The following is a 20783-nucleotide window of genomic DNA, read 5'->3' on the forward strand; positions in this document are numbered from 1 at the left end:
AAGCCATGGTAGCTTGAACTAAATTGAAACTTGTCTAACTTTTCTATTGCACTTCACGGGCTAACGATTTTTAAATAGGGCTTATTTTAGATTAATAGTAAAGGTTTGATCTTGCCGGGCTTGATTAATGACGGTGACGGGATTGTTGGTATTACGCAATTCGATCCCGGCTACAGTTTCCACGGTTTTACCGGGTTGTAAGTCATTATCCGCTAAATCTTCCACCTCATTTTCAAACTTATCCTGCTGGGCCTCATCACTATAAAGGGCTTCAGCCGCGTCAAAGTCATCTTCTAAGGTGTAACTGGCATTGCCATCATTTTGATGGAAAGCCAAGCGTTTCAAAATATCCTCTGGTTCAATATTTTGTTGGCTTTGATTGGTGATGGTATACCAAACAATCAGCCCGTCTTCATTGTCCTCATTATTGTGGGCCACTTGGGTCTTGGTGATTTTCAGCTTGGCCTCAGGCACCGTCAGCACCCCATCTTTAAAGTTGGTGTCATTGGTAGCCGTGGCCGTACTGCTGGAGCTGACTTGTTGAGCCGTGCTGGTTTTAGAACTGCTGCTGCTTGAAGACTTAGGAGCAGTATTTTGGTTATTGCCACAGGCGCCAAGGGTTAAGGTCAGGGTGGTTAAGAGCGTGAGCCATAAGACTTTTTTCATTGAAAAACCTCCATTCTGATGACGCTTTCAGAGTTGCTATCTCCATTGTACCAAGATGGGGTTTGTTGAAACAAGTCCAGTTCTAATAAAGCCGGTTGTAATATACCAAATGTTCGCTGGCACTGGTGGGGTCCACCAGGATTTTGGTGACACTGCAGTTTTCTGGTTCTAAAATTGTTAGGCCACTGGACTGGGTGGCATTGATGGCAAAACTGCGTACGGTAAAGCCATGGGTCACGATCAATATTTTACCCGTTGGGTGGGCTTTGGCTACTGCCTTGGTAAAGGCTCGTACCCGGGCTTCAACTTGCTCAAAGGACTCCCCATGGGCAATGGTGACATATTCTGGCCGGACATCATTGATAGTGTGGTCAAAGTATTCAGGGTAGCGTTGTTGTAAATCGGCGTTAACTTGGCCATCCCAATCCCCGTAAGAAATTTCTAACAAGCGGGGGTCAAAGGTCACGGGTAAGTGAGCGGTCTGGTTTAAAATTTCCGTGGTTTGTTTGGTACGGACTAAAGGCGAGCTATAAATTTGCGTGAAGCCTCTTAAATCAAAGCCACGATGTAACTTTTCGGCCTGGGCTTTGCCTAAATCATTTAAATAAGTATTGGGCGTGTTGATCACCCCTTGTTTTAAACCTGCCAAATTGGCGTCAGTCTTGCCGTGCCGGACGATATAAAATTCAGTCATTGAAAAACCTCCAGGAGATAGTATAGAATTTATTGTAGCAGATTTCTGAGAAGGGTTGACACATTGTTTATTTATTGTTAATATCAATTTAATAAATCTAAGGGGATTCTAATATGCTAAAAATTTATACGCGAAAACAAAATATTCAAATAGTATCCTCATGGTCTTCATCCTTGTGATGTAGGCCAATTTCGCGTGTCCTTGGCCTAGAGCAATGTGAGGCCAGGGGAGACAATTCCGAAATTTCCTGAAGCACTCACATCTATCTTGTGGGTGCTTTTTATTTTTAATTAGCTCAAAAAATTATTTTTCAACTTATTTGGAGGTTCATCACAAACATGACAATTTACAATTTTGCTGCCGGTCCCGCCGTGTTACCTAAACCCGTTTTAGAACAAGTTCAAAAGGAATTGCTGGATTACGATCATTCTGGCATGAGTATTTTGGAAATTTCCCATCGCTCCCAACTATTTACTGATCTATATGCGGACACCAAAGCCCGGCTCAAACAGTTGATGAACCTAGGGGATGATTACGATGTCTTATTCCTACAAGGTGGGGCGACATTACAGTTTACCATGGTGCCTTTAAACATTGCCACCAAACATCACCGGGCCGCTTACATTGACAGTGGCCATTGGTCGGTGCGGGCCATTGAAGAAGCGGGCAAAGTCCCCGGGGTCCAAGCCGATATCGTGGCCACATCCAAGGCCAGCGGTTATACTGAAATTCCGCAATTCCCAGATGTGTTAAAAGATACCTATGATTACCTGCACATCACCACCAACAATACCATTGAAGGTACGGCTTACCAGCAATTGCCCCAAACCACCACCCCATTAGTGGCGGATATGTCCTCCAATTTCTTAGGGCAGCAATATGACTTTACCAAGTTTGATTTAATCTACGCTGGGGCTCAAAAGAATTTAGCCCCAGCAGGATTGACCATTGTGGTGTTGAAAAAGCAGTTGTTAACTGATCCCAACCATCCTAAAAATCTGCCAGCCATGTTGGATTACACCGCTTTAGCCAACAAGGATTCGGCTTTAAATACCCCACCAGTTTTTCAAATTTATATGGCCAATCTGGTTTTACAGTGGCTGGAAACACAAGGCGGTGTAGCTGGCATTGCCCAGTTGAATCAAAAAAAAGCGGCGTTGTTATATAACTTCTTGGACAGCTCTAAATTATTTAACAACCCCGTCAAGCCAGCCCAACGTTCCTTAATGAATGTGCCGTTCTTGACCCCCGATAAAGCCACCGATGCTAAAGTGATCCAAGCCGCTACGGCAGCCGGTTTCTTAAACCTCAAGGGTCACCGCTCCGTAGGTGGTCTGCGGGCCAGCATTTATAACGCCATGCCTTTTACCGGCGTTGAAAAACTAGTGAATTTCCTAATGGACTTTGAAGCCCAACACCAATAAAATCATAGAGGAGAATTTGAATATGTATAATATTAAAACATTTAATGCCATTGCCCCCCAAGGATTAGCTGAATTTAGCGATGATTATCTCATTAATGAAAGTGCTGACCCCGATGCTTATTTAATTCGCAGTGTGGATTTACATGAGCATGTTTTCCCAGAAAATTTAAAAGCCATCGCCCGTTGTGGCGCTGGTTTTAACAATATTCCTTTAGATAAAGCGTTGGAAAATGGCACCGTAGCCTTCAATACACCTGGTGGCAACGCCAATGCCGTCAAAGAATTGATCATTGCCAACATGATCATTTGTAACCGCAACATTATTGACGCCGCCAACTGGGCAGCAAAAGCTGCCAGCGGCGCAGATATCACCCTGCGGACAGAAAAAGAAAAAACCGCCTTTAATGGGGTGGAATTAATGGGCAAACGCTTGACCGTTATCGGTTTAGGCCACGTGGGATCTTTGGTAGCCAACGCTGGGTTAGATTTAGGCATGCGGGTCACTGGCTACGATCCTTATTTAAGCGCTGATGCCGCTTGGCACATCTCTGACAAAGTCAAACGGGCTCGCACCTTAGAAGATGCCATCGCCAAAGCCGACTTTGTCACGGTCCATGTGCCGAAGAACGAAGAAACCATTGGCTTGATCAATGCGGATGTCATCCAAGCCATGAAACCCAAAGCCGTCTTATTAAACTTCTCCCGCTTAGGTATTGTGGATAACGCTGCTGCCGTGCAATTTTTGCAAAAGGGGACTTTGCGCAAATACATCACTGACTTTAGTTCTGATGAACTCATTGGCCAAGATAATGTGATCTTGATGCCCCATATTGGCGGGTCAACCGTTGAAGCCGAAATCAATTGTGCCAGAATTGCCGCCCAAGAAGTCCAGACTTTCTTAGAAACCGGCAATATTGAAAACTCAGTGAATATGCCCAACATTATTTCACCTTTCCAAAGCCAATATCGGTTCACCTTGATTCATAAAAATGTGCCCAACATGTTAGGGCAAATCTCTACCATTATTGCCGGCGAAGGGGTCAATATTGAAAACCTGGCTAACCGGGCCAAAGATGGCTTTGCCTATACCATGGTAGATGCCAATGATATGAGTCAAGATCAGCAATATTACTTGTTAGACAAACTCAAGCAGATCCCAACCGTTACCCGGGTCCGTTTGATCAAAGCGTCTTAAGAAGGGATTGATTTGATGGATTTATTCTTTGGCCACTTACCCTGGGAAAAAGCCGCCAGCATGTATGTACGCATGCAAGTGTTCGTGTTAGAACGGGGTATCGCAATTGCTGACGAGTTTGAAGACGACCAATTTCCCAATGCTGAATATGTGGTGATTTTTGATGGCAAAGAACCTGTGGCCACCAGTCGCCTGTTCTTCACCGAAGAATTCGCCCGCTTCACTCGCATCTGTGTGGTGAAGACTCAGCGCCAGGCCCACTTAGGGTCCCAATTACTACGCCAAATGGAACAAGCCAGTATTGCTGCTGAGAAGTACCATGTTCTGATCCACGCCGAACACAGCGCCATTGGGTTCTATCAAAGAAATGGTTACAAAATCAGTTCGAAACCTTATCTCGAAGATGGGGTCGAGTGTGTGGACATGACCAAAACACTCGACCCCAGCCCAACCTAAATATTAGGCTGGCTTAATAAATAAAATATTTTTATGGCGCCGTGACTGTGGTTGCGGCGTTATTGCTGAAAATAAATGTTCACTTTTTCACGAGAAGTGTTAGGCTTATCATGAAAATAGGAAGCGAGATTTGGCTGGTGGAAGCTTTAAACCAAAATAATGTTTAGGTTGACCTAATAATCGTTAGCGACTATAATGGTTTGTGGAGGTAGATTGTAATAATTCTAAACTAAGTAGGCGATACTATGGAGAAAGTAAAAGCTTCAAAATTGATCCGACACAAAAAATCCTCATTAGCCGAAAAAATTAATGTCCTACGGGCCTCCGTGATGGGGGCCAATGATGGGATTCTTTCCATTGCCGGGATCGTTATTGGGGTTGCCGGGGCCACAAGTAATAGTTATGCCATCTTCTTAGCCGGGATTGCCGGGATGTTAGCCGGGACGGTCTCTATGGCCATGGGGGAATATGTTTCCGTGAATTCACAACGGGATATGGAACGTCGGGCCGTGCAAGAAGAACTTGAACTATTGGATGATCATTATGATGACGAAGTTGACTTTGTAACTAAAAAATACTTAAAAACTGGGTTAAAACCTGAATTAGCCAAAAAAGCCGTTGAAGAAATGATGACCAAAGATGCCTTGGAAACTGTGGTTAGAGAACGCTTCGGCTTTGATCCCAAGGAACACACCAGTGCTGTGGCCGCAGCCATTGCATCCATGATTTCTTTTCCAACTGGGTCTATTTTACCTTTGGTGGCCATCACCTTGATGCCCCGGGGGATTCGCGTCATTGCCACGGTGATTGCAGTGATTGTCGCTTTGTCCTTAACCGGTTATGCTGCTGCTGTGTTAGGCAATGCCAATCGGGTCAAAGCAGTGATTCGTAACGTGATCTCCGGTTCTTTAACCATGTTGATTACGTACTTCATCGGCAGTTTGTTTGCCAGATAAGGGGAGGAGCTTACCATGATTAATGCAAAATCAACGCGCAAAAAATCAGATATGACCATTCAAGAGCGCTCTAATACCCTAAGAGCTGGCGTTTTAGGATCCAACGATGGTATCTTAACCGTTGTTGGGGTTTTGTTCTCAGTGGCCGTTGCCACGACCAATGCTTTTACGATTTTCATTGCGGGGTTAGCTGACTTATTAGCCTGTGCCTTTTCCATGGCCGCTGGTGAGTATGCCTCTGTCAGTTCCCAAAAGGATACCGAAAAAGCGGTGGTTGCTAAAGAACAAGCCCTATTAAAAACCAATTTCCAAGCTGAAGTCGATGCGGTCGTTGCTTATTATGTTAATAAGGGCGTTTCCCATCATACGTCAGAGGCGATTGCGGCGGATTTAATGGCTAAAAAACCGTTAGCTACAGTGGTGCAAGTCAAGTATGATTTAGCCTTGAATCATTACATGAATCCTTGGGCAGCTGCTTTTTCTTCCATGTTTTCCGCAGCCAGTGGGGGTATTTTTCCACTAGCCGCCATGACGCTTTTACCTGAGGCCTTTAAGTGGCCGGGCACGATTTTAGCAGTGACTTTCTCAGTGGCACTAACAGGATTTTTGAGTGCGAAAGTTGGCCATGGTTTTCCTAAACGGGCTATCATTCGTAACGTCATTGTGGGGATCATTACCATGATCATTCACTATTATGTGGGGTTAGCACTTTAAAAATCAGCAATTTTCGCAAATGAAAAAGCAATAACGTTTAGACACGACGACCATCGTTTCCAAACGTTATTGCTTTTTTGTGCTGGTACGAATGTTTAAGCCTGAACAGAAACTTCAGCGGTAGTGTTCAGATCATCAAATAATTTGTTAAAGGACTTTAAAGCTTTAGGCAAGTCGGTTAAGCCATGAAATTGGCGGGTAATATCAATAGAGTTGCTCAAACTTAAATTGAAACTGGCCAATAAGCGCTGGAAGCGTTTGGTCCGCACCATATTTGACGCAAACATATCATAATCTTCATAACGCAGATTATTCCGAAATTCCCGGCGTTTAGCCAAGGGTTCAATAATATCATTGGTAAATATCAACGACCCCAGATCTGTCAGCACATAGCTGGCATCAATTGGTTTTTGGTACAAGAACAAAGTAACCGGTAAGTCATTGATGAGGCGGTTAATTTGCAGGCCATAGTAGCCACTGACGTCCAGTTCTTGCAGACGACTGTCCTCATGCCACAAGATTGTATTTGTATACTTTGGAAATACTGCAGATAATGCCTTAGAGATTGCCAGGTAATCTGTCGAAACAGGTTTATCAATCACTATAATCAGCCCTTCCTAGATAGCCTAATCGTTTTCAAGATATCCGACTGGACTCTAATACCTATTATAGTCCCTATTTTAGGTGATTGTTAAGAAACTCTCAGACAATTATCATTTTCAAATCAGGTTGGGTGGGCTAAAATGAACTTGAGGTGAATGAAATGAACGAAAAAATATTAACCGCGGCCCAAATGGCGGCCTGTGATCAACATACCATTGAGGTGATTGGGATACCATCCCTGGTATTGATGGAGCGGGCAGCTTTAAAAACTGCCGAAGTGATTCAAGAACACGCTGATGGCCACAAAATATTAGTGGTCTGTGGCACCGGGAATAATGGTGGCGACGGCTTGGCCGTGACCCGTTTATTGTATTTGGCCGGCTATGACGTCACTGCCGTCTTATTGGGCGATCCTGACAAGGCCTCTGCTCAAACTAAAACCCAATTAAAAATTGTGAACTATTACGAAATTCCGGTGTTTGATAAGTTACCTAATTTGGCCGAGTTTACCATGATTGTCGATGCTATTTTTGGCATCGGCTTATCCCGGCCCATCACTGGCGAATTGGCCCAAGTTATTACCCAACTCAATGATGCCCAAGCTGAAAAGTTTGCCGTGGATATGCCCAGTGGCATTCATGCGGATACCGGCGACATTTTAGGGGTAGCCTTTAAAGCCGATATCACGGTGACCATGGCCTACAAGAAAGTCGGCCAAACTGAAAATGACGGCATTACCTATGCTGGCGAAGTATTACCGGTGGATATTGGGGTTTATCAAGAATAAGTAGGATTTACATGGAAGTGTTTGTGCCAGTTGTTGGCATGAATGCTTTTTTTTTGGCTCAAAATTGAAAAATAGAGCTAGTTATTTAATCCAACATAGCGTTTAGGATTTTGGGTTACTTTGAAAGCCTATTAGTTCAAGCATTGTTGGCGATTTCACAAGTGCTGTTTATAAAAACTTATGATTATTATAAATAATTGCGGCAATTCTTTATGATGGATTTGTAGGATAAAGCTAGTTTTTGAGAAGGGAGGACTAATTATGCGGCAGAATAAAATGCAGGTCTTGTTAATTTTTGTATTTGTCCTCAGCCTCAGTGTGCTGATATTTCAACGTTTTGAGCTGGCCATTGGCGTAGACCACCAAGAAGTTGCCCAAGATACGCCGGTACAATCAAAAAATGACATCACTATTCCGAAATTACCGGATCGCAGTGCCAATCCTTTATTGGAAGCCGCTAACTTTCATATTTTTACCGAAGAATTTAATCAAAGTTACGGCAATGCCCATACTGCGGGCAATGTGGCCACGAATTTTTTGAATACCAACGCGGAATTTGGGAATGAATATCGGCCCGCAGACTGGCAACGCACCTCTTATGTGCGGGCCTTTAGCGATAGTTTAAATGGCCACATGAAAGCCTGGGCCACGATTTATGGCTTAGATCATGTGTTGAGTGGTGATGGTAATCAACGCCGAGTTACCAATCCTAACGGCAAGCAGCTGATTTACAACTATGATAAAGGCAGGCAACAAGGCGCAGCCATCAATGATGACTATGTTACTATCACGGCCACCCTGGCCCAATTGTATGAGCAGTCAAAGAGCTATCAAAATCATGAAGCCGTGGACTTTTTCAGCAGTCCTTATGTGACAGAGACCAACGGGGATGTGATATTAGACTTGACCGGGGTGGATGCGGATCCCAATGGGGTATTTTACTTGAATATCACCCAGGCGGATTTTTTATCCAATCGCTTTCAAAATAAGGGCCTGATTATTAAGACCAATAGTACCCAGCAGTTGATTTTTAACGTCTTGCCCAGTCCCCCGGTGAATGGGGTGGTGAATATTGGGAAAGAAACCAACATGCGCACCAAAGTCTTCGTGGACGGCATCGAAATCGTGCCGGACTCGGAAAACAAGGGAACCTATTATCCTGGCAATCCGATTTTGTGGAACATTGTCCCTGTCCAAGATGATCCGGAGAATAAGTTGGTTTATAATCTGCAGCACAAATTTTTCGGGGCCATTTTAGCACCAACGTTACGCCTGCGGGCCAGCCATGCCTTTGAAGGCAACCTGATTGCTAAGATTTACGAAGGTTCCAGAGCTGAGACCCACAGTTGGACCTATCACCCCAAAGCCATTGGCCAACTGTGGGTGGCTAAAAATGTCAGCAGTCAAGACCCCGCCGACCAAGACAGGTTATTTGAGTTTAAAGTGACCCTGGATCGCCCCCTGACAGCAGCCTTCAAAGTCAGTGGCCAGCATAATGTTGAGAATAATCGCTTGGCCTTTAAAGATGGGGTGGCCACCTTCACCTTGAAACATGGTCAACATATTGTGATTGACTTGCCTGAAGAAATTAATGCCCAGGTTCAAGAGACCAATGGGCAAGACTTTGAAACCACCATCAATGGGGATGTCTACCCGGAGAATCAGTCCCACAAAATCCCCATTATCAAACACGAAACCCAACAACTCCTGTTTCAAAACAACAAGGGCACTGTCCCAGAAACTGTGGATATCCCGGTGCAAAAACACTGGGATGACCGGGACAACCATTGGCACCTGCGCCAAGACGTGACCTTGCAATTACAACAACAAGTTGGGCCAGATAGTCCCTGGGTGGATGTGTCCGATCAGCAGGTGACCTTTGCCAAGGATGCCACCAATTGGAACCACGTCTTCCAAGGCCTGCCCAAAGTCATTGACGGCCAGCCCGTCAGCTACCGAGTCACGGAAAACCGTTTGCCCGGCTATGCCCCACCAGCTTATGACCCGACCAGTACGGATCATGGCAGTCAATTAGGCGTGACCAATCAACTGCTCACCACGGCGATTGAATTTACCAAACACTTCAGTGGCCGGGCCGACACTGGCAAACAAGCCATGTTTACCCTCTATCGCCAGAATCCTGGGTCGGATCAATACGAGCAAGTGGCCCATCAGATGACCGATATTGAAAACGGCACCATCAGTTTTAAAAATCTACCGGTGGGTAAGTATCGTCTTAAGGAAACCCAACGACCAGCAGGGTATCAAGCAATTGCCGATCATGACTTTGACATTCAAGATGTTGACGGTCAATTGGTGGTGACCCCAGATTTTGCAGGTAAGATTTTTGACAATATCTTAAAGGATTTTGAACTGTTGCTCACTAAAAAGGATGAATATGACAACAAACTCACCGGGGCCAGTTTCAAACTTACCGGACCTGATGATTATGAAGTTATTATCACCAGCACCGCCGCCCATCCCCTAAGCGAATTTAAGTTTGAAGGCTTAAAGCCTGGGCAATATACCCTCACGGAATTGAAGACCCCAGGGAATTACTTGGGCCTCAGTGAACCAGTGACTATTCAAATCAATGATCAAGGCCAAGTTCAAATTGAACACGGTGCCGTGAAGTCATTGCAGGTGGTCTTAGGCAAAGGCGAGCAAGCCAATCAAATCAGCTTTGATTTGGAAAACCGGGAAAAACACGCCCTACCTGTCACCGGTGGACAGGTTCGACACATCATCACGGCTTCGGCTTTAGCCATGGCCATCATGAGTGGCTGTTATCTAGCATTACGTTATTTCAAAAATAGAAAGGGTGGGGGCTGACATGTTTGTAAAGATAACTAAGATAATCGCCGTGTTGGTTTGTCTGGTGGGTGGTTTAGCCACCTGGCTGCCAGCAAACACCGCCCAAGCCGCTGACACGCAAGACATCTTGTTGCATAAACGGATCTTTCGTGATTTGGATGTATCGGAGGACTACCAATTTCAAAACACCGGCCAAGCCATTACCGATACACAAAGTGACTTCATGCAAACCACTTTTGGCCTGAACAAAGCCACCTTCGTGGTCTTTGACGTCACTGAGAAATACGATGAATTGGCCAACGATGGGCTCAGTTATGACAAGATGGTGGCCACTTATTTCAACAAACTTCACTTAGCCCGTAAGGATTTAAGAGCCTTGGTGGACCGTACCGACCCGAGGCACGATACTGTGAAAAACGATGCTAAGTATGCCTTTCTCCTAGATAAAAACGGGCAAGTCAAAACTGTTTTTCAAGGGGTCACCAAGTCCGGGAATTTCAACGGTAGTGATGGCCAACAGTACTCCGAAGATGGACTATTGGCCTTTGATTTACCCAAGACGGTAACCATTGATGGCGTCAGTCGTCCGGCGAAGTACATGATCTGTGAGATCGATGTGGGTTTGACGGATAACATCGATTACGAACGCCTGGCCCGCTACATGGTATTGACTTTCCCCGTGATTGATCCCGATACGGGGTTAAATTTCAAAGACACGCTACACCTTTACCCCAAAAATATTGGGTATGCCCGGGACCCTTATTTCCTAAAGGTTGGGAAAAATACCCTAGAGGCCCCGGACAGTGATGCCATCCCCTTGCAGGGCGCTAAATTCGTCTTGTGGCAAGAAATTGATGGGGAAAAGCAGTACCTGGATATGAGTTATGAAAGTGCCCTGCAGAATAAATGGATCCCCCAGTCCCAATTACAGGGTAGTCCCTTAGAAGATCAGCGGGTGACGGTTTTCACGTCCCAGAAAAACGGGTTAGTGACCATGGAAGGGCGCCTATTGGCCTCTGGGACCTATTACTTTGAAGAAATGGCCAGTATCCCGGGCTATGTCATCCATGCCAACGCCCAAAAGGTCAAAGTCGAAGTCCCCAGAAGCTGGGAAGAGCCGGTATTAGTTAACGGCCAGCCTTTAAAGGAACCGGAACCAGAGAATCCGGAAATTGGGGATGAATTTGTCCCCTTAGTTTATAACTTAAAAGAAAATCCCGATGTGGTGGGGAAGAAGTTCCAAAAGGTGGCTGTCAATAACCACGACCAAAAATTAAGCGGGGCCCAATTCGTCATTGAAAATCCGGACGGTAAGTACTTGCAACAAAAAGCGGGTCAAAATAATTGGGTGACGGTGGCTGATGATGTCAAGGCGTTGCAAAAGGCCGACCTGACCGTTTTGACCAGTGATGCGGCGGGTAACTTCGCTGTCAAAGATCTTGAAGCCGGCACCTATCGCCTGCGGGAAATCAAAGCGCCAGATGGCTATCAATTAAATGAAAACCCCGTGACCTTTATCGCCGATAGCAGCAGCTATGCCGGCACCCCGCAAAAAGTGGTGAACGCCAAAAAGAGCCTGCTAGACCTTATCAGCGGCGGTGGCAGTGGTACCAGCAGTACCAACGGCCCCGGGGCCACGAAGACAGCCAGTGGCAAAGATAGTCCTAAATTAGGTGGTTTTTTACCTCAAACGGGGAATGCCATGTTAAATGGCCTGATCCTGGTGGGGATATTATTAATAGCTTGGGCAGTATATCGCAAAGTCAAGACTGCAAAACGTTAAAAATAAGAGGAGGAAATAATCATGATTGCCACAACCAACCGCAAGATTGGCCAGTTCTTAATGGCCCTAATGCTGTGTCTCCCATTATTTATGGGGCTATTTCAAGCCAGTGTCGTCCAAGGCGCTGAGGCCCCACCCAGTCAAACCTTGACCCTGCATAAACGTTTGTTAACAGAAGCTGGCAGTATCACCAACGATGGGAATATCCTACCTAATGCACCGGGTAAACCCCTGGCGGATGTGGAATTTATGGCCTACGATGTCACCGACTTATTCGTAGCTTTGAAAAAACAGCATCCCACTTGGACGGCAGATCAAATCTTCACTGCCCTGCAAGGGACGGCACCTGAAGATTACCAAAATAAAAAGAGTTTTAAGTTTAAAGCTACCGATGCCGACGGGGTCACCAGCACCGATTTACCAACCAAATCTGCTGACAATAACAACAAGAACGCGGTTTACCTGATTGCCGAAACCAAAACACCAGCCGGCATTGACAGTACTTCAGTGCCAATTATCATTGGCCTGCCTTTTACCGGCACCGGCACCACGCCCCTGGAAAACGTGCACTTGTATCCAAAAAATTACATGCCCACCAAGAATATTGAATTTACCAAATATGCTTATACCCATCACGACAAGGCAACCAAGGAATTAGCCGGAGCAACCTTTAGTCTAACTAGAAGCGTGGATGGCACAACGGAATACTACACCGGCCTGGATAAAGATGGCCACCCAGTCTTCGCCAACGATGCGGCTAAGCAATTCGTCTTTACCTCCGATGCCAAAGGGCTGGTTCAAATTGAAAATATCGCCTTGCCAAATGGGGAATATCAATTCCGAGAAATCGCCAGTGTGGATCCCTTCCATATGGTGAACTGGGGCCAAGATGGCACTATGGTCAAGGTCACGGTCGATGGCAAAACTGTTACTTACGATTACTACGACTTAGCCGGGAAACCCCAAAATGGGCAAACCGCTGCCAAAGTTTATAACTACGATGTGCCAGAAGTTGACAAAAAAATTGATGGCGATAAGGCCGATTTTGACTATAACCAAGAAATTCCTTTCCAAATTGAAGTGCCAATTCCCCTAGATATGACCAGCTACACCCAATTTGAATTGATCGATACGCCGGATAACAGATTACAGTTATTAAGCGCCTTAGATACGTTGAAAGTTCAGGTGTTAGACGGGAATAACGTCGTAGCTACCTTAGACGCTACGGCCACAGCCACAGATGATGGCGGCTTCAAATTTGATTTAATTGGCGACAAAGAAGTCCTACTAGCCCATCCTGGCAAAATGCTGCGGGTTGATTTCAAAATGAAAATTAAAGCCGAGGCAGACTTAGATACCAATATTGAAAACCGAGTGGATTTTAACAATAATTTTACCAACCAAACTGATAAAGAAATTGTGACTACCCATGGTTATAACTTCTTAAAAGTCGATTCCCATAATGACAAAGTCTTACCTGGGGCAAAGTTTGTGGTTTATAAGACGGTCGATGGCCAGAAACTGTACCGCAGTTTTGATGACAAAACCAATTTATGGGATTGGGTAGAAACCATGGATAATGCTTATGAATATACCTCTGATAAAGATGGCCAGCTCAGTGTTCAGGGCTTAGCTACCGGCGATTATACCCTCCAAGAAACCCAAGCGCCGGATGGTTATATCTTACCCACTGGTGACGGGGCGTTAACTGAATTTAAGGTGACCCAAGACAGTTTCACCACGACGAAAACGGAACCGAAAAAAATCGAGAATGGCTCTAAATCCAGCCTACCTATTACCGGGGGCTTGGGAATCATTGGCTTAATTGTTGTCAGTGTCTTAGGTGTTGGCGGCGCATTAATGTACTTTAAGAAACGTCGGGCCTAAGTAATCAGGCTGGCGCAAGCCAGCCTTGATCTACATAAAAATAAAGGAGGCGTTGAAAATGGGGACAAGACAACGGCCGGTGCCAACCACCAAGAAAATTCGCCGACGCATACTAGACGGGATTATGGTGCTGTTATTGTTGGCTGGTATCTTTGGTCTCAGTTATCCCTTTTTCAAAGACGCCCTCAATCGCAGTTTGAATCAACAGTTAGTCAATTATTATCAGCGCCAAAGTGATCAAGCCCATGCTGTTGAAATGGCCAAACGGCGGGCGGCCATCAAAAAAGCCAATGCCAAATTAGCCAAAAAAGGCAATAATCCCGGTAAAGATACCTTAGCTCGACAAACCACTACCAAACTACCACCTCGAAAGCTGTCGTATTACGAGAAAAATACGGTGGGAACCCTTTATTTACCCAGCATTAAAGCCAGTATGCCAGTCTTTGGCAAGACCAATGACTTATTACTACAACAAGGAGCCACGGTATTACCTGGCACCTCTAAGATTGGTGGGGGTCAAGATACCCACGCCGTGATTTCCGCCCATCGGGGCTTGTTAGAAGCTAAATTGTTTTCTGATTTACCAAAAGTCAAAAAAGGCCAGCTTTTCTACATCCATACGAATGGGGACAAGCTAGCCTATCAAGTATTCAAAAAACAAGTCATTACCCCAGATCAAGTGGAGCAATTACAAATTCAGCCCCAAAAAGATCTGGTCACGTTGATGACCTGTACGCCTTATATGGTGAACTCCCATCGCCTGTTAGTTTTTGGTCGCCGCGTTCCTTACCCTAAAGCGGCTAACCAGCAAGCCAACAAGCTAGATGTGCAACAAGCCAGTGGCCTGTTGAAATGGATCGCTGGGATTATCCTGGGGGTCATGGCGGTCATTGTGGGATGGGCAATCTGGTTACGCCGCCAGCGCCGATCAAAGTGAAACTTCAGATAAATTCATCTAAACCTTCTTTGAGATATTCGGAGACCAGTCGATCTAAGACGACGAAAATGCTACTGAAGTCATTGGGAGTTCCAAAGTCTTTGACCTTGATCACATTGTCCGGACTAGCCACCGCCCGATTGACCATGACCGAATGGGCGGTATTGGTGGTCAAGACTAAATCATAGTGGGTATCTCGAATAAAGGGAGTGACATTAACATTGAAATTAGCCGCAATTTGGGCATTAAAAGCTTGAATTAAATAATAATTGGTGGAAGGTTCATGAATATCATAAAAGCCAATCTGAAAGGTTTTTTCCGTATTATTCAAAAGCATTAATAAAATCATCGTCAAATAACCCTCGAGAAAGTGGACTACTGTGGGCTGGGAAAAGACTGGGTTCATCATCTGCAAGCGCTTAATCAAATAATCACGATACAAGATCTGACCACTGTTGGGCCGCCAATAAACGCCCCGCATGGCTGTATAGATCAGTTGATAGCGACTGCCCATGACCCCAGGGATATACATGATACTGCCTAATTCCAGATATAGCGAATAACGCAGGGAATGATAGTGGGTACCAAAATGGAATTTCACATTTAAGACGTCCAATACCTCGGAAATCACCTGACGGAGATTGCGAATGTAAGGAAACTCCGAACTAAATAAGAACTTGAAAAAAGGGCTGTCCATGGGAACGGTATTTTCGAAGGATACAAAAATGATAAAAGCTAAAATTTCGGACTTGAGTTGGGATTGAAAAAAGAAATTAAAATTCTTTTCAAAAATACGAATCAATTCGCGGCCAAAAGGTTTGTTTTTGACAGTCTGAATATTCACAATATCAAACTCGTATTTCAGGTCTTTGGTTTTAAGCCGTTGAAATACCATGTTCCAGTAGATGCGTAAAGCCGTATGGTTCTTTTCAGATAGGGGGCTGCCCACCAAGGCTTCATAGTCTTTTAAGAATTGTTGAGCATGGGGTTCTGCTAAAGTGTTCAGCCGCAAGGAGCGGGCGTTTAGCGTCAAATAGAGTTTGTAGTAAAAATGGCGAATATTAATTTCACTGCCATTGATGCGATTATTCCGGATAGAGATTTGAAATTCTGACAGCAGGTTATTGATACGATTCATCGCCCGAAACAAGGTGGATTCGCTGATCAATAGGTCCTGCTGCATTTTTTGCATGGTGAAATTATTGTGCCAAAAAACGTAGGATAAAATCTTGTAAGCCAAAGAGTTACGGATGATGCGGTTGGTGATTTCTTCAAGGATTAATTCCGGTTTCATCTTCAGGGCTACCGTGGTGCGGTTTTCCGTCAACTCAATGTTGTCGTCAGCACAAATAATCTTTAAATTGTCGTTTAACGCCGCCACGTGGTCCGACAGCATTCGGGGGGTGGTATCCAAATTGGTGATTAATTCTGATTTGGCAATCGTCCCATGCTTGTGAAAAATCCACTCCAGCATATGCACATCAAAAGCCGCTTTGGGATCGAGTAAATCTTGTTTATCCATGATGGCTTCAACCTCCTTTTACAAATAGCGAAGGCTCATCATAAGTTTGTAAAAATTAAGCCATAATTTGTTGATAGGCCAACCGCTCGCCGTTGGCCACTGCCAAGTGTACGATGCCACAATAGGTGAAATTTGTCTTGGCGATAACGTGTTGCATGGCTAAATTAGCCCGATGGGTATCAATGCGAATATCTTTAAAACCCAATTTTAGCGATTGGTCTATTAAATGTTGCAGCATGATAGTGGCGATGCCGTGATTTTTAGTATTGGGTAAAACGGCCAGGCGATGAATGGCCATATAAGGCTTTGTGCTGGCAGGACTCCAAGCGCCATCAATGGCTTCATAAGCTGGATCCAAGTCAGCAATCAAAGTGCCAATGGCTAAAATTTCCTGATTTTTTACTAATACATAATGGCGGCCTTGGGCGATATCGGTGGCAATAATGGCCGCACTGGGACCATCCCCATTTTGCCATTGGGGAATGTGGCGTTCATTTAATAACGACTTAGCGCCGTTAATGATGGCCATAACAGCTTTTAAATCACGGGGTTGGCTCTTACGGAAAATATACAAAATAACTGCCTCCGGAAAAATCATTAATATAATTAGGGTTATCATAGCAAGTTTTAATGGGATTGAAAATAGAAAAGACTTATTTTTAATAAGTTAGGCGAGCCTTAAAAACTATTTTACTAAAGCTAAGAAAGGGTGTATAGTGTTTTCTGGAATCAATAAAAATGGGAGATGAAAGTTTCATGTCAGAAGAAAAACCTAAGCGCCATAAGCTTATAGAGTATGCCAATGGCCCTTCGCTTGAAGAAATTAACGGCACAGTAGAGGTGCCAAAGGGCAAAGGGTTCTTCCGGACCTTGTTTGCCTACTCTGGCCCAGGTGCGTTAGTAGCCGTGGGTTACATGGATCCAGGTAATTGGTCTACATCAATCACCGGTGGTCAAAATTTTCAATATCTTTTAATGTCCGTAATCTTGATGTCTAGCTTAATTGCCATGTTATTGCAATATATGGCAGCTAAGCTCGGCATCGTCACTCGAATGGACTTGGCGCAGGCGATTCGGGCCCGCACCGGTAAGACGCTAGGAATTGTACTTTGGATATTGACAGAACTTGCTATTATGGCGACAGATATCGCCGAAGTTATTGGGGCAGCTATTGCACTATACTTATTATTCCACATACCCCTGGTTATTGCAGTCTTTATTACCGTATTTGATGTTTTGTTACTGCTCTTATTAACGCGAATTGGTTTCCGTAAAATCGAAGCCATCGTTGTGTGTTTAATTTTAGTTATTTTGTTAGTCTTTGTTTATCAAGTTGCTTTATCTAACCCTAGTTGGTCTGGGATTTTCAAGGGCTTGATTCCAAATGGGGAAACTTTCTCCGGGGCCCATTCTGTGAATGGCATGACGCCTTTAAACGGGGCTTTAGGAATCATTGGGGCCACAGTTATGCCCCATAACTTGTACTTACACTCTGCCGTATCCCAAACCCGGGCCATCGATCATGATGACGAAGAATCAGTTGCCCAAACTGTCCGGTTCACCACTTGGGACTCCAACATTCAATTGACCTTTGCCTTTGTGGTCAACTCTTTGCTGTTGATCATGGGTGTGGCCGTCTTCAAGACCGGCGCCGTCAAAGATCCATCATTCTTTGGTTTGTTTGATGCCTTGTCTAACACGTCAACATTAAGCAACCCCGTCTTGATCAGTGTTGCCAAGTCTGGGGTATTGTCTGTCCTGTTTGCCGTTGCTTTACTGGCATCAGGCCAAAACTCCACCATCACTGGGACGTTAACCGGGCAGGTTATCATGGAAGGGTTCATTCACATGCGCATGCCACTATGGGCCCGGCGCTTAGTAACTCGTTTGATTTCCGTTGTCCCTGTTTTGATTTGTGTGGCACTAACCAGTGGGCAATCCGCAATCCAGCAACATGAGGCGTTAAATAATTTAATGAACAATTCCCAGGTATTCTTGGCTTTCGCCTTACCATTCTCCATGTTACCGCTGTTAATGTTCACTGACAGTCGGCTGGAAATGGGTAAGCGTTTCAAGAATAATATCTTAGTGAAGTTCTTTGGTTGGGTTTCAGTTATTAGTTTGACCTTCTTAAACATGAAGGGTCTCCCAGATTCTATCGAAGGCTTCTTCGGGGATAACCCCACTAAGAGCCAAACACTAACAGCTGATATCATTGCTTACATTTTGATTGCCGCTGTCTTGGCCCTGTTAGTTTGGACGATCATAGAATTACATCGGGGCAACAAGCGGCTGGAAGAAAAAGTCGCTGCTGACAAACTTGAGGCAGCCAAACTCGGCGATTAATTGAGTTTTCCGGTGAATTTTGCCATACTGAAAGTACCAACAATTATGATGGATGGGAATGATAAAGCCAATGAGTGATACACAACCAAGCAAAGTAAAACATTTTAGCCGTGTTTTAGTCGCCGTAGATGATTCCGACGATTCGCAGTTAGCCTTTCGTTACGCGTTAAATCGGGCTAAAGAAGATCAAGCAACCTTGATCATCTGCTCAATCTTAGAATCCCAGGAAATGAATATCTATCAAGCACTCAGCAAAGACTATGTCCACGGTCAACGTTCAGATCTGGAAAAACATATTCAAGATTATGTGAAATTAGCGATGAATTTCGGGATTGAAAAAGTTCGCGCTGTTATCGATGAAGGGGAAGCCGGGGAAACCATTGTTAAAAATGTGATCCCCCATGTGGACGCCGATGTGTTAATCATCGGTTCCCGGTCTAAGAAGGGTTTTGCCCGTCACTTCGGGAGCCAAGCCGCTTACATGGCTAAATACGCACCAATCTCCGTCTTTGTTATTCGCTAAACAATTTAAATTTAATCCGCAAGTAAGTGAGGCCAGTACACCCTGGTCTCATTTTTTTGTAAAAAAATACCCATTGCCAGAATGTAATTTTCTGAAAATGGGTATTTTGCGTATTAACGGTTAAACATTGAAATAAGTCTTATTTTCCCAATCCGTGACACTGATTTGATAATCGGTTAATTCCCGTTGTTTATAAGCCACAAACTTCGGGACAATGCCATCTAGGCCGGCAACAAGCACGGGGTCATTTTGCAAATTGACCAGGGCTTGGGCCAGAGAGCGGGGCAGTTCAGTGATGTGTTGGGCTTTTCTTTGAACAGGGGTCATTTTGAAAATATCGGCTTCAATGTTTGCCGGTGGGGTCAACTGGTGCTGTAAGCCAGCGAGCCCGGCCGCTAAAACTGCTGCCATGGCCAGATAAGGATTGGCCGATGTATCACCACTGCGCAATTCTAAACGGGTGGCGGCCCCACGGCCATCAGGGACCCGGACCAAAGCGGTGCGGTTAGCCATGGCCCAGGCCACATAAGTGGGGGCTTCGTAGCCAGCAACTAAGCGTTTGAAACTGTTGATGGTGGGATTGGTGAGGGCCGTAAAGCCTTGGGCATGGGCCAAGACCCCAGCTAAGTAGGCGGTGGCGGTGCTGGACAGGCCGTTACTGGCTTTAGGATCGTCAAAGAGATTTTGCCCGTCTTTAAACAAGGACATATTTAAATGCATCCCCGACCCATTCACCCCAGTCATGGGTTTGGGCATAAAAGTGGCACACAGCCCATGTTTCTCCGCAATGGTACGGGTGGTGAGTTTTAATAACTGCACCCGATCGGCGGTTAACACCGCGTCATCATAGCGAAAATCGATTTCACATTGCCCGGGGGCGACCTCATGGTGATTGGCTTCGATGTGAAAACCCATTTTTGCCAAGGTATTTACCGTGTCCCGGCGACAGCTTTCACAGGCGTCACTGGGAAAGGCGTCAAAATAAGACCCCGAATCATTTAAAATTTTAGTTGGCTTACCATTTTCGTCGGCTTTAAACAAAAAATATTCCATTTCAGCGCCCACTTGTAATTGCCCATCACCCAGGTCAGCCAGTTGGGCCACTAGATGTTTCAAGACCCCCCGGGGATCCCCAGCAAAGGGCGTCCCATCATTATTATAGACATCACAAATTAAAGCCGCGGTTTTACCAGCGGGGGTCAGCCAGGGATAAACCGTCCAGGAATCTAAATCAGGGTGCAGATACATATCCGAATTTTCAATGGCGGTGAAGCCAGTAATGGAGGACCCATCGATTTTGATGTGATTGTTTAAAGCTTCATCCAACAATTCAATAGGGATTTCCACATTCTTTAAAGTTCCAGTCAAATCGGTAAAGGTCATTCGTAAGTATTCAATGGCTTGTTTCTTTGCCAGTTGCAAAATATCAGCGCGCGTATACATAAAAAACCTCCAAGTTCTGTAATTGTTTCAAAA

At 44.9% G+C, this 20783-nt stretch carries 18 protein-coding genes; 12 read left to right on the top strand and 6 right to left on the bottom strand.

The features are described 5' to 3' along the window. Window positions 1-81 precede the first annotated feature (81 nt). Both FC83_RS11060 and FC83_RS11065 read right to left on the bottom strand, forming a co-directional pair. Complete coding sequence (locus FC83_RS11060; RefSeq protein ID WP_035455654.1) at window positions 82-666, bottom strand: DUF5067 domain-containing protein; 585 nt, start codon at window positions 664-666, stop codon at window positions 82-84. Window positions 667-748: 82 nt separating this feature from the next. Next, entirely contained in the window at window positions 749-1360 is a 612-nt protein-coding gene (locus FC83_RS11065) for a histidine phosphatase family protein (protein ID WP_057002778.1), read from the bottom strand. A 338-nt stretch (window positions 1361-1698) separates the two neighbouring features. Between FC83_RS11065 and serC the strand changes: the two genes are divergently transcribed. The 5 genes from serC (at window position 1699) to FC83_RS11090 (ending at window position 6105) form a co-directional block, all read left to right on the top strand. After that, window positions 1699-2784 carry a 3-phosphoserine/phosphohydroxythreonine transaminase gene (gene serC / locus FC83_RS11070; RefSeq protein ID WP_035455652.1) on the top strand — a complete coding sequence of 362 codons (1086 nt, stop codon included), beginning with the start codon at window positions 1699-1701 and terminating at the stop codon, window positions 2782-2784. Between the two features lie 22 nt (window positions 2785-2806). Next, the gene (locus FC83_RS11075; protein WP_035455650.1) at window positions 2807-3979 is read left to right on the top strand and encodes a 3-phosphoglycerate dehydrogenase family protein; all 1173 of its coding nucleotides are present in this window, start codon (window positions 2807-2809) and stop codon (window positions 3977-3979) included. Between the two features lie 15 nt (window positions 3980-3994). After that, window positions 3995-4435, top strand: a complete 441-nt coding sequence (locus tag FC83_RS11080; RefSeq protein WP_035455648.1) for a GNAT family N-acetyltransferase — start codon at window positions 3995-3997, stop codon at window positions 4433-4435. A 245-nt stretch (window positions 4436-4680) separates the two neighbouring features. Next, window positions 4681-5391, top strand: a complete 711-nt coding sequence (locus FC83_RS11085) for a VIT1/CCC1 transporter family protein (protein WP_035455647.1) — start codon at window positions 4681-4683, stop codon at window positions 5389-5391. Window positions 5392-5406: 15 nt separating this feature from the next. Continuing rightward, a complete protein-coding gene (locus FC83_RS11090) occupies window positions 5407-6105 on the top strand; it encodes a VIT1/CCC1 transporter family protein (protein ID WP_035455645.1) in 699 nt (232 codons plus the stop codon). 95 nt (window positions 6106-6200) lie between these two features. Here the strand turns inward: FC83_RS11090 and FC83_RS11095 are convergent, their stop codons facing one another. Beyond that, window positions 6201-6707: a hypothetical protein gene (locus tag FC83_RS11095; protein WP_035455643.1), complete on the bottom strand. Its 507-nt coding sequence runs from the start codon at window positions 6705-6707 to the stop codon at window positions 6201-6203. Between the two features lie 161 nt (window positions 6708-6868). On the opposite strand from FC83_RS11095, the gene FC83_RS11100 reads away from it, so the two are divergent. From FC83_RS11100 to FC83_RS11120, 5 genes are all read left to right on the top strand, one after another. Continuing rightward, window positions 6869-7495 (top strand): NAD(P)H-hydrate epimerase, encoded by a 627-nt coding sequence (locus tag FC83_RS11100; protein ID WP_035455641.1) that lies wholly within the window; start codon window positions 6869-6871, stop codon window positions 7493-7495. Between the two features lie 261 nt (window positions 7496-7756). Then, window positions 7757-10327, top strand: a complete 2571-nt coding sequence (locus FC83_RS11105; protein ID WP_035455639.1) for a SpaA isopeptide-forming pilin-related protein — start codon at window positions 7757-7759, stop codon at window positions 10325-10327. A 1-nt stretch (window position 10328) separates the two neighbouring features. After that, entirely contained in the window at window positions 10329-12092 is a 1764-nt protein-coding gene (locus FC83_RS11110) for a SpaA isopeptide-forming pilin-related protein (RefSeq protein ID WP_057002779.1), read from the top strand. Window positions 12093-12113: 21 nt separating this feature from the next. Further along, window positions 12114-13979, top strand: a complete 1866-nt coding sequence (locus tag FC83_RS11115; protein ID WP_057002780.1) for a SpaH/EbpB family LPXTG-anchored major pilin — start codon at window positions 12114-12116, stop codon at window positions 13977-13979. A gap of 58 nt (window positions 13980-14037) precedes the next feature. Further along, window positions 14038-14916 carry a class C sortase gene (locus tag FC83_RS11120; RefSeq protein ID WP_052005047.1) on the top strand — a complete coding sequence of 293 codons (879 nt, stop codon included), beginning with the start codon at window positions 14038-14040 and terminating at the stop codon, window positions 14914-14916. 4 nt (window positions 14917-14920) lie between these two features. On the opposite strand, the gene FC83_RS11125 is transcribed toward FC83_RS11120, so the two are convergent. Continuing rightward, entirely contained in the window at window positions 14921-16438 is a 1518-nt protein-coding gene (locus FC83_RS11125) for an AcpB/EbpR/MafR family transcriptional regulator (protein WP_035455633.1), read from the bottom strand. Between the two features lie 55 nt (window positions 16439-16493). After that, window positions 16494-17012, bottom strand: coding sequence for a GNAT family N-acetyltransferase (locus tag FC83_RS11130; protein WP_052005045.1), 519 nt, complete (start codon window positions 17010-17012; stop codon window positions 16494-16496). 182 nt (window positions 17013-17194) lie between these two features. On the opposite strand from FC83_RS11130, the gene FC83_RS11135 reads away from it, so the two are divergent. Together FC83_RS11135 and FC83_RS11140 are read left to right on the top strand one after the other, a co-directional pair. Beyond that, on the top strand, window positions 17195-18784 hold the full coding sequence (locus FC83_RS11135) for an Nramp family divalent metal transporter (RefSeq protein WP_035455657.1): 1590 nt from the start codon (window positions 17195-17197) through the stop codon (window positions 18782-18784). A 70-nt stretch (window positions 18785-18854) separates the two neighbouring features. Next, window positions 18855-19307, top strand: coding sequence for a universal stress protein (locus FC83_RS11140; protein ID WP_035455628.1), 453 nt, complete (start codon window positions 18855-18857; stop codon window positions 19305-19307). Window positions 19308-19427: 120 nt separating this feature from the next. On the opposite strand, the gene glnA is transcribed toward FC83_RS11140, so the two are convergent. Continuing rightward, the gene (gene glnA / locus FC83_RS11145; RefSeq protein ID WP_035455625.1) at window positions 19428-20750 is read right to left on the bottom strand and encodes a type I glutamate--ammonia ligase; all 1323 of its coding nucleotides are present in this window, start codon (window positions 20748-20750) and stop codon (window positions 19428-19430) included. Window positions 20751-20783: the final 33 nt, after the last annotated feature.

This window comes from Agrilactobacillus composti DSM 18527 = JCM 14202 (assembly GCF_001436375.1).
GTDB classification, from domain to species: domain Bacteria; phylum Bacillota; class Bacilli; order Lactobacillales; family Lactobacillaceae; genus Agrilactobacillus; species Agrilactobacillus composti.